The following is a 12,471-nucleotide window of genomic DNA, read 5'->3' on the forward strand; positions in this document are numbered from 1 at the left end:
GGTTCAGAGCTCCTGGCGCAGGTTGTCGGGGTCGTGGAACGGCAGTTGCACCACCTTGGCATGCACCGTCGCGCCGCCCTCCACGCGGATCGGGATGTGCATGCCGGGGGTGGCCTGGTGGGCGCCGGCATAGGCCAGGCCGATGATCTGTCCCAGGGTTTGCGAATACTCGCAGGAGGTGACGTTGCCGCTGATGTCCGGCCCGTCCAGCACCAGGTGCCCCTCCAGCGGCTGTGGGCTGCCTTTGGGCAGGGTGAAGCCGACCAGCTTGCGCTTGAGCGGCTGTGCTTCGAGGATTTCGATGGAGCGCTTGCCGACGAAGAACGGTTTCTTGCGGCCAATGGCCCACTGCATGTCGATCTCTGCGGGGTGGGTCATGCCGTCGGTGTCCTGGCTGATGATCACATGGCCTTTTTCCAGGCGCAGCAGGCGTTGGGTCTCGACGCCGAACGGGCGAATGCCCAGGCCCGCGCCGGCCTGCATCAGGGCGTCCCACAGGCGCTCGGCATGGCGAGCCGGCACATGCACTTCATAGCCCAGCTCACCGACGAAACCGACCCGCAGGATGCGCGCCGGGATGCCAGCCACTTTGCCCTGCCGGACGCCCAGGTACGGGAAAGCCTCGGCCGACAGCTCGACATCGTCACACACCTTGGCCAGCACCTGGCGCGATAGCGGCCCGGCCAGGTTGACGGCAGCCAGGGCGGCGGTGACGTTGGTGATGTCCACGTCCAGGCGCCACTGCGCATTCCACTTCAGCATCTGCTGGTAGATGCGGTCGACGCCGCTGGTGGTGGCGGTGACATAGAAGTGCTGCTCGCCCAGGCGCGCACAAACGCCATCGTCGATCACCACACCGTGCTCGTTGGTCATCAGCGCGTAACGGGTGCGACCGATGGGCAGCTTGGCAAAGCCAAACGTGTACAGGCGCTCCAGCAGCTCGGCGGCGTCCGGGCCGCGCACGTCCAGGCCACCCAGGGTGGACACGTCGATCAGGCCGACCTTTTCGCGCACATGGCGGGCTTCTTCCTGCATGCACCGCTCGCGGTCTTCGGGTTTGCCGTAATAAGCCGGGCGCTGCCAGATGCCGGCCGGCATCATCTTCGCCCCGGCTTGCAGGTGACGGCGGTGCATGGGCGTTTGCCGATAGGGGTCGAAGGCACGGCCGGCGACATGTGCCAGCTTTTCTGCCTGGAACGGTGGCCGGGCGGTAGTCACTCCGGTCTCGCTGATGCTGCGGCCGGTAGCCTGGGCCACCAGGCGCGCCGTGGGCAGCGCCGAGTGGCGGCCCTGGGAAGGGCCCATGCCGACCGTGGAAAAACGCTTGACCAGTTGCACGTCACGGTAGCCGCTGCGGGTAGCGTTGACGATGTCGCGCACTTGCAGGTCTTCGTCGAAGTCGACGAAATCCTTGCCTTTGGGGTGGGGGAAGATCGGCCAAGGGAAGTTGACCTTGGCTTCGGCGCCGAACGCCGACAGGGCTGGTGCTTGCAGGCCCAGCGCTGTCACTGCGTCGGCGGCCCCGCGTATGGCATCGGCCAGCACGTTGGCCAGCGCGTGGCGGCCGTTCACGGAGCCGGCGATATCCAGCCCGGCCGGCAAATGGCTGATGGCGAATTCGTCGCGGTTGACGTCATAGGCCAGCTTGCCACCGGCCTGGCACAGCAACTGGTATACCGGCATGTAGCCCGCCGACATGCACAGCAGGTCGCACGCCAGGCGCAGCCCGTGCGGGCCGACCTTGCCCTGGCCGGTGATCGGGCGAATGTCCACGCCACTGACATGGCGCATGCCCGCTTCATGCAGGGCTTCATACACGGTGCTGCCCAGGTGTACGGGGATATCGCGGCGCTTCAGCTCGGCAGCCAGTGCGTCATCGGCCGGCGCGGCGCGCATGTCGACTACGGCGGCTACGGCCACGCCTTGCTCCTGCAGGTCGAGGGCGGCGAGGTAGCCGTCATCGTGGCCGGTGAGGATGACCGCGCGCTGGCCCGGCTTGACCGCGTACAGCTTCATCAGCCGCTGGGCAGCGCTGGTCAGCATCACGCCCGGCAGGTCGTTGTTGCGAAACACCACCGGCTGTTCGAACGAGCCGGCTGCCACCAGGCAACGGGTGGCGCGCACCTTGTACAGACGCTTGTGCTGGATTATCGGCAGGTAGTTGTCGGTGAACCAGCCGTTGCAGGTAGCCTCCAGCAGCACCTGAATGTTCGGGTGGCCCTCGACGGCGGCCAGCAGCTCTTGACGCAGGTTGGCGGCGCGGGTGCCGGCGATGTCGAAGCGGGCGTAGGTGAGCGAGCCGCCAAGCACCGGTTGTTGTTCGATCAGCAGCACTTTGGCCCCGGCGTTGGCCGCGTCCAGGGCCGCACGCAGGCCAGCAGGGCCGGCGCCGATAACGGCCACGTCAACGAACAGATAGGCTTTGTCGTAGTAGTGCGGTTTGAAACCCAGGTCGAGCACGCCCAAGCCGGCTTTCTTGCGGATCAGCGGCTCCCACACTTTCCACATGCCCTTGGGCTTGTAGAACGAGCGGTAGTAGAAGCCCACCGGCATGAAGCGCGAGAACTTGCCCAGGTAGGCGTCGCGGTCATGCTGCAGGCTGCCGTTGAAGTTCTGCCCTTCGACCACCTGGCCTTCGCGGACGGCCTCCAGGTCGGCCAGTACGTTGGGTTCTTCAGGCAACTGCACCAACGTGTTGGCATCCTGCCCGGCCATGCTCAGCGGGCCGCGTGGGCGATGGTATTTGAACGAGCGCGACAGCAGCCAGCGGCCATTGCCGAGCAGGGCGCTGGCAATGGTGTCACCGGCAAAGCCCTCGCAGGCCTGGCCGTCGAACTGGAAGCGCACGGGCCGCTCGCGGTCGATCAGCAGGCCCATGGGCGCGGGGAGGCGAGTGTGGCTGTTCATCCGGTAATCTCCGGGCTGGCGGCGGGGGTGAAGTCGACGCGGCGGTCGAACAGTGCTTTCGGGTCGAAGGTGCGCAGCACCTGGTCGCTAACCGTGTGACGCTCGGCCAGGAACCAGTAGCTGGAGGCGTTGTGCAGCCACCACTCGGTCACCACCCCGGCCAGGTTGTCACTGTTGAACACATAGTCGGCCCACTCGGCATCGCTGCAACTGGCCGGGTCGGGCATGTGCTTGAACTCGCCGCCGTAGGTGAACTCGCTGATGTTGCGCGGGCCGTTCAAGGGGCAGGTCAGGATCTTCATCGTCGTGTGCTCCTAATGGCTGGCCGCCGTGGCGCCCATTTCGTTCACTTGCTGGAAGCGGCTGAAGCGCTCCAGGGCGAAGGGCGCGATCATTTCGGGTACTTTGCCGCCGCTGGCGACCAGCTCGGCCATGGTCTTGCCGCAGATGGGCGTGGCCTTGAAACCCCAGGTGCCCCAACCGGCGTCCAGGTAGTAGTTGTCGACCGGCGACAGGCCCATGATCGGGCTGTAGTCCGGGGTCATGTCGGTCATCCCGGCCCACTGGCGCATCAGCTTGGCGTTGGCCATGAACGGGAACATCTCGATGGCGTGGGCCAGCAGGCTTTCCTTGAGGTCGAGGGTGGAGCGGGTGTTGTACAGCGGGTACGGGTCGGAGCCACCGCCGAAGACGATCTCGCCACGGCTGGTCTGCTGCACGTAGCAGTGCAATGCCGAGGAGCTCACCAACGGATCGAGGAACGGCTTGAAGGGCTGGGTGACCATGGCTTGCAACGGGTAGGTGTGGATCGGTGCGCGGATGCCGGCCTTGGCCATCAACAGCGAGCTGGCGCCGGCCACGGCCTGGACCACGCAGCCGCACTGCACGGTGCCACGGTTGGTCTTCACCGCTTCGATGCGGCCATTGCGAATCAGCAGGTCCTGTACTTCGGTCAACTGGTGGATTTCCACGCCGCGCTTGGCCGCCTGCTTGGCGTAGCCCCAGGCCACCGCGTCGTGGCGTGCGGTGGCGCCGTCGATGTGCCATAGGCCCGCCAGCACCGGCAAGTGACCGGGGTCGAGGTTGAGGTTGGGCACCAGTTCACGAATCTGTTGGCGGTCGATCATTTCGGTCCGGCCGCCAAAGTGCTTGTTGACCTCGGCGCGCTGGCGGAAGGCGCGCACGGTAGCGTCGGTGTGCGCCAGGGTGAGCTGGCCGCGCTCGGAATACATGATGTTGAAATCGAACTCGTTCGACAGGTTCTGGAACATGCGCACCGATTCTGCATAAAAGCGCACGCCCTCGCTGGTGAGGTAGTTGGAGCGGATTACCGCCGTGTTGCGCGCGGTATTGCCGCCGCCCAGGTAGGCCTTTTCCAGCACGGCGACATTGGTGATGCCGTGATACTTGGCCAGGTAGTAGGCGATGGCCAGGCCGTGGCCGCCGCCGCCGATGATCACCACGTCATAGCGCGGTTTGAGTTCGCACGGTGGCGGCAGGTCGACCTCCACCGGGTAGTCGGCGCTCAGGCCGTATTTCAGCAGGGCGAAAGGCATACGGTGCGCTCCTGGTGGGCGGCCTGTTGCTGCAGGTCGAGGGCGAGCAGGGTGTTTTTCATCAAATAGGCGATGGTCATCGGGCCGACGCCACCGGGCACCGGGGTAATGCCGGCCACCTGTGGCAGGGCGGCAGCGAAGTCGACATCGCCGACCAGGCGGCTGTGGCCGCCTTCATCGATGCGGTTGATACCGACGTCGATCACCACTGCGCCGGGTTTCAGCCAGTCGGCACCGATCAAGCGCGGTTTGCCTACGGCTGCCACCAGAATGTCGGCCTGGCGGCACAGCGCTGGCAGGTCGTGGCTGCGCGAATGCACCACCGTCACCGTGCAGTCGGCCTGCAGCAGCAGGGCAGCCATGGGTTTGCCGACGATGTTCGAGCGGCCCACCACCACCGCGTGCTTGCCGCGCAGTTCGCCACAGGTGTCACGCAGCAGTCGCATGCAGCCGCTGGGTGTGCACGGGGTGAGCACATCGCGGCCCTGGGCCAGGCCACCGACGTTTTCGCTGTGGAACCCGTCCACGTCTTTCAGCGGGTTGATGGCCTGCAGCACGCGGTGCGCGTCGATGTGCGCGGGCAGCGGCAGTTGCACGAGAATGCCGTTCACCTCGGTATCGCGGTTCAGGCGATCGATCAGGGTCAGCAGTTCGCCCTGGGTGGTGTCGGCGGGCAGGCGATGCTCCAGCGAGCGGATGCCTACTTCGTCGGCGCGCAGCACTTTATTGCGCACGTACACCTGGCTGGCGGCATCGGCGCCCACCAGCACCACAGCCAAGCCGGGTTGCACGCCGCCCTGACGCAGCTCCTGCACCTGCTCGCACACCTCGGCCAGTACACGCGCGGCAGTGGCCTTGCCGTCGATCAGCTTGAGGCTGGGGATGGCGTTCATTTGAAGATCACCGTGCGGTCGTGGTTAAGGAACACCCGGTGCTCAAGGTGGTATTTCACCGCGCGGGACAGGGCAATGGTTTCGGTGTCGCGGCCGATGGCCACCAGGTCGTCCGGGGCATAGGCGTGGTCCACGCGCTGCACTTCCTGCTCGATGATCGGGCCTTCGTCCAGGTCGCTGGTCACGTAGTGGGCGGTGGCGCCGATCAGCTTGACCCCGCGCTGGTAGGCCTGGTGGTAGGGCTTGGCACCTTTGAAACCGGGCAGGAACGAGTGATGGATGTTGATCGCCCGGCCTGACAGTTGGCGGCACAGGTCGTCGGACAGAATTTGCATGTAGCGCGCCAGCACCACGAGCTCAGTGCCGGTGTCTTCGACAATGCGCAACAGTGCGGCTTCCTGTTCGGCCTTGGTTTCCTTGGTAACGGGCAGGTAGACGAAGCGGATGCCCTGGCGCTCGGCCATGGGGCGCAGGTCCAGGTGGTTGGACACCACGGCGGTGATCTGCATGTCGAGCTCGCCCTTGGCATGCCGGTACAGCAGGTCGGACAGGCAGTGGTCGAACTTGCTCACCATCAGCAGCACGCGCATCGGCCGGGCGCTGCTGTGCAGGCTCCACTGCATGTCGAAGCGTTGGGCCACGTCGGCAAAGCCCGCCTCCAACTGCGGTGTGTCCCCTGTGGTACCGGTGTTGTAGCGGAACACTGCGCGCATGAAAAAGCGCCCATTGTCCTCGTCGTCGAACTGCGCCATCTCGCTGATGTAGCAACCGTGCTCGGCCAGGTAGGTGGTCACCGCAGCGACGATGCCGGACACGGCCGGGCAACTGACGCGCAGGATGAAGTGATCGGGAGCGGGGTGCATGTCGGATAGGCCTCGTGAGTGGGGGGCAGGTCGGGCACAAGGGCAAAAGAAGCTTCGCGAGCAGGCGAAGTGGTGTTTCTTGGCAGGAATATAAATTTCCTTTAGGCGATTTATAGGCGAAGTGAGGGGTGTCGGTCTAGGGGGGTTGTGAAATTTTTTATCCTGACAGGAAAGTTTTTTGAGGGCGCTTTGTAGGTCTATGCTTGCACCATGACCACACCACCCCCCTTGCGCCAACCATGCCCCCCTGGTGCCTGCGACTGCGGCCGCGAACATCTGGGCGAGCATCCGCAGGCCGCACAGCGCATCCTGCTACTGACCCGTCAGGAAGAGAAACGCCTGCTCGAACGCCTGGAAAACCTCAAGGACCTGGAGGACCTGCAACGCCTGCAGCAACGGATGTACGACAATCTCGGCATCCGCGTGCACATCGCCCCCGGGTTCAACGAAGTGCGCACCATGCGCGGCATTGTCATCGAGCTGGATGACCAGCCAGGATTGTGCGGCAGGACCCGGCAATCGATCCCGGCGGCCATCCGGCGCGGGCTGGAGCGTAATCCGCAGGTGGCGTTCCGCCTGCTCGATGCACACGACCTGTTGCGTGATGCCTGAAACGTTAATTTTTCAGCGGCCGGTTACGTCTACTTGAAAGCCCCCCTGCGCCACGCGCATAGCGGCATTCATCATTCAAGGAGACAGGCAATGACTTCCGTATTCGACCGCGACGATATCCAGTTCCAGGTAGTGGTCAACCACGAAGAGCAATACTCGATCTGGCCCGACTACAAGGCCATCCCCAACGGTTGGCGTGCCGTGGGCAAGAGCGGCCTGAAGAAGGAATGCCTGGCCTATATCGATGAGGTCTGGACCGACATGCGCCCACTGAGCCTGCGCCAGAAAATGGCCGAAGCCGCCGCCCAGTGACCGCACTGAACCTGCTGTGCCTGCCGTATTCCGGAGCCAGCGCCATGGTCTACAGCCGCTGGCGGCGCAAGCTGCCGGCGTGGCTGCAGGTGCGCCCGGTAGAGCTGCCCGGGCGTGGCGCACGCATGGCCGAGCCGTTGCACACCGACATGCAGGCGCTGGCCCGGCAACTGGCCGCCGAGCAACGCCTGGCGGCCAATGGGCCCTATGCGTTGCTCGGCCATAGCCTGGGGGCGTTGCTGGCCTTCGAGCTGGCCCATGAACTGCAGGCGCTGGGCTGCCCGTCGCCACTGGCATTGTTTGCCTGCGGTACCGCAGCGCCAACCCGGCGCGAGGATTACGATGGCAAGGACTGGCGCGAGCCCAAAAGCGACGCCGAGCTGATCAGCGAGTTGCGCGAGCTTCAGGGCACGCCTGAAGAAGTGCTGGCCAACGCCGAGCTGATGAGCCTGACCTTGCCGACCTTGCGCGCGGATTTTCTGCTCTGTGGCACTTACGCCTACCGTCAGCGGCCGGCCCTGCAGTGCCCGCTGCACGTGCTGGGCGGCGTGGACGACCGGGCCAGCGAAGAGCAGTTGCAGGCCTGGCGCAAGGAAACCCAGGGTGACTTCTCGCTGCAGATGTTCCCGGGTGGCCACTTCTTCATCCATGAGCACGAAGACGCCGTGCTCGATGCGCTGACCGCATCATTGCAGCCGCTTCGGCTGTCTGCCTGATTGACGTCACCCCTTGCCTGAGGGAGGCTAGGCCTTTTTCCAGGCAAGGGGCAGACAATGCTGATCGATCCACACGAGGCCGCACTGCTGGTCGGTGAACAGCCCTGAACGGCCGGTTACTGGCTGTCGGGTTGATGGCGTTGGCGCTGCTGCAAGGCTGCGTCGGGCACCGTGACGAAGCACCCGAGGCGGACCCGGCCAAGGTCCGTGCGCAACTGTTGCGGCTATTGCCGGCCCAGACCAAGGACCGCGAGGGCTGGGCCAGGGACATTCAGGTGGCGTTCGAAACCCAGCGCATTACCCCAAGCAAAAGCAACCTGTGCGCGGTGCTGGCCGTGACTGAACAGGAATCCACTTTCAGCGCCGACCCGCAGGTACCCAACCTGGGGCGGATCGCCCGCGAGGAAATCGACCGGCGTGCGGCACGTCTGCATATCCCCAGGCTGTTGGTTGACGGTGCGCTGAAGACGCCTTCGGGCAACGGCCAGAGCTACCAGCAGCGCTTGCAGGCGGTGCGCAGCGAGAAGCAGTTGAGCGCGTTGTACGACGAAGTGATAGCCCGCGTGCCACTGGGCAAGACCTTGCTGGACGGGCTCAACCCGGTGCACACCGGCGGGCCGATGCAGGTCAGCATCGACTTTGCCGAAAAGCATGCGCAGGGTTACCCCTACAGCCACGATGGCAGCATTCGCCAGGAGGTATTCAGCCGGCGCGGCGGCATGTACTTCGGTATTGCCCACCTGTTGGGCTACCCGGTCAACTACGAGCGCCAGCTGTACCGCTTTGCCGATTTCAATGCTGGTTGGTACGCCAGCCGCAACGCCGCATTCCAGGCCGCACTGAACAAGGCGACTGGTGTGACGCTTGCCTTGGATGGCGACCTGATTGCACCGGGTGCGATCATGCCCGGGGCCACTGAACTGGCCGCGCGCAAGCTGGGCGGGAAGCTGGGGCTGCGTAACCCGCAGATTCGCAGCCAGCTGGAGGAGGGCGACAGTTTGGCGTTCGAGGACAGCAAGCTGTACAGCGGGGTGTTTGCCTTGGCAGATGCCAAGGCTGGCAAGCCGGTGCCACGGGCGGTGCTGCCGGGGATCGAGCTGAAGAGCCCGAAGATCACCCGAAAGCTGACCACGGCGTGGTTTGCCGGGCGGGTGGATGAGCGCTACCAGCGGTGCATGAAGCGGTAGCCGGTACAGGCAACATCAGCTTTCGCCCAAGGCCCCAACCACTTGGTCGACGCTGGCCTTCAACCCGGCAAACGCATCCTCAGGGTCGCTCTCCACCACCACCAGTTTCGCTCCGGCTGCCTTGATCACCTCGGCTACCGCCGCGTCCGGCTGCCGATGGTCCAGCACCAGTGCCACATCCTGCGCTTTCAGGTTTTCCTCCAGCGCCTTGAGCGCGGCAGCGTCCCATTCGGTCGGCAGCGGCTGCTCCACCACATCCAGGTTCAAGCCGCTGGCCAGGTAACCCAACCGCCCGGACAAGCTCACCACCGTCAGGTTGTCGACCTTGGCCAGACGTGTCTGGCTGCTGGCCGATAGCTCAAGCAACTGGCGCTTGAGCCCTGCCAGGTTGCCCTGGATCTTCGCTTTGTCATCCGGTGCCAGCCGCTCGAGATCATTGGCCACTACATCGGCCATGCGCCCGAGGTTGGTCGGGTTGAGCCAGGGGTAGGCGCCGTAGGCATCGTCACCTGTGACCGCAATGCCGGGCAGCGCGCCATCCACCGGCCGTGCGGCATCGATTTCGACGATGCGGATGTTGCTGCGTCGGGCCATCGGGTACAGCGGGTCGTCACGCCAGATCGAGCGTACACCGATCACCGCGTCGGCCTGCTGTGCGGCTTTCTCCAGGCTGGGGCCACCGCGCGAGCTGAAATACGACGGCTGGCGGCTGGCCGGCAGGTTGGCCGGTGCCGCACGTTTGAGTTGCACCGCCGTGCCGTCGAGCAGGGCGCTGGCCAGGCTGTGGGTGATGGGCAGGGTGGTCAGCACTTGCGTGGCAAAAGACAGCGACGGCAGGCCGGCCAAGGCCAGCGCCAGAGTCAGGCGTTTCAGGTTCATGCCGGGTTTCCTTGCAGGCGTGGGACGAGGGCGCGGGCCAGGGCGGCCAGGGCAAAGCAGATGCCGGCGACCAGGATGATCGCGGCGCCCGACGGCACGGGCAGGTCGAAGACGATTGGCAGCAGAATGCCAAGCAGGGTGCTCAAGGTGGCGATCAGTACCGAGACGAAGAAGAACCCCTTGAGCGACTGGCTGACCAGGCGTGCAGCCGCAGCGGGGATGACCAGTAGTGCTCCGACCAGGATGGCGCCGATTACCTTCACGGCAGCCACGGTTACCAGGGTTACCAGCACCACGAACAGGTAATCCAGGGTTTTCACGGCCACCCCGCGCACGGCTGCCAGTTGCGGGTTGAAACTGGCCAGCATGATGCGGTTGTACAGCGGCACAGCCAGGGCCAGCACCAGCACCGCGACGATACCCAGCACCACCAGGTCCTGGCCGCTGACGGTCAGCACCGAGCCGAACAGCACGTTTTCGAGGATGTGCACATTGATCTTGCCGGCCAGCATCAGCAGCAGGCTGGCACCCAGCGCCAGCGACACCGACAGGAACACGCCGATCAGCGTGTCCGGTGAAAGGCCCGTGCGGTTGCGCAGGAAGTTGAGCAAGATGCCGAACAGCAGGCAGTAGCCGAACAGGCTGCCATAAGGGCCGGTGTAGGGCTCACCGAGCAGGATGCCGATGGCTACCCCGGTCAGTGCAGCATGGCCCACAGCTTCGGAAAAGAACGCAAAGCGCTTGACCACCACCAGGGTGCCCAGGCCGCCCAGTACCGGGCCAATCATCAGGCCAGCCAGCAAGGCATTGACCACGAAGCCGTAGGCCAGTGCCTCAGGCAAGTAGCCAGCCGTGGCCCAGTCCTGGACCAGTTGGCGGAATGCTTCAAAACTCATGAGGCAAGGCTCTCGCTACGCGGGTGAACAGAGAACAGGCCAAGCAGGCGCTCTGGTGTGAGGGCCTGGGCCGGTGGGGCGTCGAACAGCACCTGGCGGCTCAGGCCAGTGACCCGGTCGGCCAGGCGCAGCACGGCCTCCAGGTCGTGTTCTATCCACAGCACCGTGGTGCCGGCCTGGCGCCAGCCCTGCAGTAACTGCTCGAACACCTGGATACCAGCTTCATCGAGGGCCGACATGGGCTCGTCCAGTACCAGTAACTGCGGCTCGGGGATCAGGCCTTGGGCCAACAGCACGCGCTGGCGTTCGCCGCCAGACAATGCGCCCATGCGCCGTTTGCGCTTGTCGAGCATGCCGACCCGCGCCAAGGCCGCATCGATGGCCGGCTGCACGCGGCGCGACAAGCCGAGAAAAGCCGGGCGCCGCTGGCACATGGCAGCCATGAAGTCATCTACGGTCATTGGCAACCCACGGTCGAACTCCAGCGCTTGTGGCACATAACCGATCACCTCACGCTCGCCTGACCAATGCAGGGTCAGCTGGCCCTGGTGTGGCATTTGCCCGAGCAGAGTCTTGATCAGCGAACTCTTGCCACCACCGTTAGGGCCGACGATGGCATGCACGCTGCCAGCAGCAACGCCGAAGCTGACGTGTTCAAGGATGCGGGTACGGCCCAGGGTAAGGTCGACCTCGGCGAACTCGATGCGTGGCCCACAGGCCTTCACCAGGTTGGCGGCGGCGGTCATGCGCGGTTCTCCTGGATGGCGCGCACCACGGTGTCGAGGTTGCGCTTCATCTCCACCTCGTACTTCTCTTTGGTGTATTCACCGTAGGAAATGTGCGTCAGCGGGTACAGGCGCACGCCGGATTCACGCTGGATGGTTTCGACATAGGCGGACGGGAAGTCCATTTCCGAGAAGATCACCTTCACATCCAGGGCTTTGAGCTGGTCGATGGTCTTTTTCAGCTGGGCCGGGCTGGGCTCGATGCCGTGGGCCGGTTCGACCACGGCGGTCACCTCCAGGCCGAAGTCGCGCACCAGGTAGTCGTAGGCAGCATGGATGGTGGCAACCCGAAAGGTGGCGCTGGGTGCTTCGGTTACCTTGGCCAGCGCCTCGGCACGCAGGGCGCGCAGGCGCTTGGCGTAGGCACGGGCGTTTTGCGTGTACAACTTGGCGTTGTCCGGGTCGAGCTTGCCCAGTTCGCGGGCGATGTTGTTGACCTGGGCGATGGTGGTGCTGATCGACAGGAAGGTGTGCGGGTTGACCACCTTGCCGGCGCCGCGCGCTGCAATGCCCGTGGCCGCCAGCAACGGCACGTTCTGGTTGGCCTCGATGGTGGCGATGCCGGGCTTTTCGCTGGCGGCGATCATGCGGTCGGCGAAGTCGTCATGGCCGACACCGTTGAGCACCACCACGTCCAGCGTGCCGATGCGCTTGATGTCCTCGGCCCGTGGCTCGTAGGCATGCGGGTTGAAACCCGCGGGAATCAGCGGCACCACTTCGGCCTTGTCGCCGACGATGTTGGTCACATAGCTGTAGTAGGGGTGCAGGGTGATGCCAATACGCAGCGGCTTGCCGTTATCGGCCAGGGCCAGTGCCGGCAGGGCAAAGGCCAGGAGCAGGGCGAGGGCGGAGCGGAACATGGGCG

At 64.9% G+C, this 12,471-nt stretch carries 13 protein-coding genes; 4 read left to right on the forward strand and 9 right to left on the reverse strand.

What is annotated here, in order from left to right; all coding sequences use genetic code 11:
- Positions 1-3: 3 nt before the first annotated feature.
- From B9A31_RS06685 to purU, 5 genes are read right to left on the reverse strand one after another with little or no spacing between them, the layout of a single operon-like run.
- Complete coding sequence (locus B9A31_RS06685; protein WP_084296753.1) at positions 4-2,907, reverse strand: FAD-dependent oxidoreductase; 2,904 nt, start codon at positions 2,905-2,907, stop codon at positions 4-6.
- Positions 2,904-3,209: a sarcosine oxidase subunit delta gene (locus tag B9A31_RS06690; protein ID WP_027608877.1), complete on the reverse strand. Its 306-nt coding sequence runs from the start codon at positions 3,207-3,209 to the stop codon at positions 2,904-2,906. Before B9A31_RS06690 ends, B9A31_RS06685 begins: the two co-directional genes overlap by 4 nt.
- Positions 3,210-3,221: 12 nt before the next feature.
- On the reverse strand, positions 3,222-4,463 hold the full coding sequence (locus tag B9A31_RS06695; protein WP_084296754.1) for an FAD-dependent oxidoreductase: 1,242 nt from the start codon (positions 4,461-4,463) through the stop codon (positions 3,222-3,224).
- On the reverse strand, positions 4,445-5,356 hold the full coding sequence (folD, locus tag B9A31_RS06700) for a bifunctional methylenetetrahydrofolate dehydrogenase/methenyltetrahydrofolate cyclohydrolase FolD (RefSeq protein ID WP_019099480.1): 912 nt from the start codon (positions 5,354-5,356) through the stop codon (positions 4,445-4,447). Before folD ends, B9A31_RS06695 begins: the two co-directional genes overlap by 19 nt.
- Positions 5,353-6,219: a formyltetrahydrofolate deformylase gene (gene purU / locus B9A31_RS06705; RefSeq protein WP_016711159.1), complete on the reverse strand. Its 867-nt coding sequence runs from the start codon at positions 6,217-6,219 to the stop codon at positions 5,353-5,355. Before purU ends, folD begins: the two co-directional genes overlap by 4 nt.
- 210 nt (positions 6,220-6,429) lie before the next feature.
- On the opposite strand from purU, the gene B9A31_RS06710 reads away from it, so the two are divergent.
- The 4 genes from B9A31_RS06710 to B9A31_RS06725 all read left to right on the forward strand — a co-directional run bounded on the left by B9A31_RS06710 (position 6,430) and on the right by B9A31_RS06725 (position 9,046).
- Entirely contained in the window at positions 6,430-6,831 is a 402-nt protein-coding gene (locus B9A31_RS06710) for a hypothetical protein (protein ID WP_084296755.1), read from the forward strand.
- A 90-nt stretch (positions 6,832-6,921) separates the two neighbouring features.
- The gene (locus B9A31_RS06715) at positions 6,922-7,143 is read left to right on the forward strand and encodes an MbtH family protein (RefSeq protein WP_016711157.1); all 222 of its coding nucleotides are present in this window, start codon (positions 6,922-6,924) and stop codon (positions 7,141-7,143) included.
- Complete coding sequence (locus B9A31_RS06720) at positions 7,140-7,859, forward strand: thioesterase II family protein (protein WP_025752686.1); 720 nt, start codon at positions 7,140-7,142, stop codon at positions 7,857-7,859. The genes B9A31_RS06715 and B9A31_RS06720 overlap by 4 nt, the downstream gene beginning before the upstream one ends.
- 134 nt (positions 7,860-7,993) lie before the next feature.
- A complete protein-coding gene (locus B9A31_RS06725; protein ID WP_084296756.1) occupies positions 7,994-9,046 on the forward strand; it encodes a DUF1615 domain-containing protein in 1,053 nt (350 codons plus the stop codon).
- 15 nt (positions 9,047-9,061) lie between these two features.
- On the opposite strand, the gene B9A31_RS06730 is transcribed toward B9A31_RS06725, so the two are convergent.
- The 4 genes from B9A31_RS06730 to B9A31_RS06745 are packed head-to-tail and all read right to left on the reverse strand — an operon-like array spanning position 9,062 to position 12,466.
- Entirely contained in the window at positions 9,062-9,925 is an 864-nt protein-coding gene (locus B9A31_RS06730; protein WP_016711154.1) for a metal ABC transporter substrate-binding protein, read from the reverse strand.
- On the reverse strand, positions 9,922-10,821 hold the full coding sequence (locus tag B9A31_RS06735; RefSeq protein ID WP_016711153.1) for a metal ABC transporter permease: 900 nt from the start codon (positions 10,819-10,821) through the stop codon (positions 9,922-9,924). The genes B9A31_RS06730 and B9A31_RS06735 overlap by 4 nt, the downstream gene beginning before the upstream one ends.
- A complete protein-coding gene (locus tag B9A31_RS06740; RefSeq protein WP_084296757.1) occupies positions 10,818-11,567 on the reverse strand; it encodes a metal ABC transporter ATP-binding protein in 750 nt (249 codons plus the stop codon). The genes B9A31_RS06735 and B9A31_RS06740 overlap by 4 nt, the downstream gene beginning before the upstream one ends.
- Positions 11,564-12,466 (reverse strand): metal ABC transporter substrate-binding protein, encoded by a 903-nt coding sequence (locus tag B9A31_RS06745; RefSeq protein ID WP_019099837.1) that lies wholly within the window; start codon positions 12,464-12,466, stop codon positions 11,564-11,566. The genes B9A31_RS06740 and B9A31_RS06745 overlap by 4 nt, the downstream gene beginning before the upstream one ends.
- Positions 12,467-12,471 lie beyond the last annotated feature (5 nt).

The organism is Pseudomonas sp. URIL14HWK12:I5 (assembly GCF_900176445.1).
GTDB lineage: Bacteria > Pseudomonadota > Gammaproteobacteria > Pseudomonadales > Pseudomonadaceae > Aquipseudomonas > Aquipseudomonas monteilii.

Bases quoted from the DNA above. Each gene is read 5' to 3' on its own strand.
- B9A31_RS06685 (WP_084296753.1), bottom strand. From the start codon at position 2,907: ATGAACAGCCACACTCGCCTCCCCGCGCCCATGGGCCTGCTGATCGAC.
- B9A31_RS06690 (WP_027608877.1), bottom strand. From the start codon at position 3,209: ATGAAGATCCTGACCTGCCCCTTGAACGGCCCGCGCAACATCAGCGAG.
- B9A31_RS06695 (WP_084296754.1), bottom strand. From the start codon at position 4,463: ATGCCTTTCGCCCTGCTGAAATACGGCCTGAGCGCCGACTACCCGGTG.
- folD (WP_019099480.1), bottom strand. From the start codon at position 5,356: ATGAACGCCATCCCCAGCCTCAAGCTGATCGACGGCAAGGCCACTGCC.
- purU (WP_016711159.1), bottom strand. From the start codon at position 6,219: ATGCACCCCGCTCCCGATCACTTCATCCTGCGCGTCAGTTGCCCGGCC.
- B9A31_RS06710 (WP_084296755.1), top strand. From the start codon at position 6,430: ATGACCACACCACCCCCCTTGCGCCAACCATGCCCCCCTGGTGCCTGC.
- B9A31_RS06715 (WP_016711157.1), top strand. From the start codon at position 6,922: ATGACTTCCGTATTCGACCGCGACGATATCCAGTTCCAGGTAGTGGTC.
- B9A31_RS06725 (WP_084296756.1), top strand. From the start codon at position 7,994: ATGGCGTTGGCGCTGCTGCAAGGCTGCGTCGGGCACCGTGACGAAGCA.
- B9A31_RS06730 (WP_016711154.1), bottom strand. From the start codon at position 9,925: ATGAACCTGAAACGCCTGACTCTGGCGCTGGCCTTGGCCGGCCTGCCG.
- B9A31_RS06735 (WP_016711153.1), bottom strand. From the start codon at position 10,821: ATGAGTTTTGAAGCATTCCGCCAACTGGTCCAGGACTGGGCCACGGCT.
- B9A31_RS06740 (WP_084296757.1), bottom strand. From the start codon at position 11,567: ATGACCGCCGCCGCCAACCTGGTGAAGGCCTGTGGGCCACGCATCGAG.
- B9A31_RS06745 (WP_019099837.1), bottom strand. From the start codon at position 12,466: ATGTTCCGCTCCGCCCTCGCCCTGCTCCTGGCCTTTGCCCTGCCGGCA.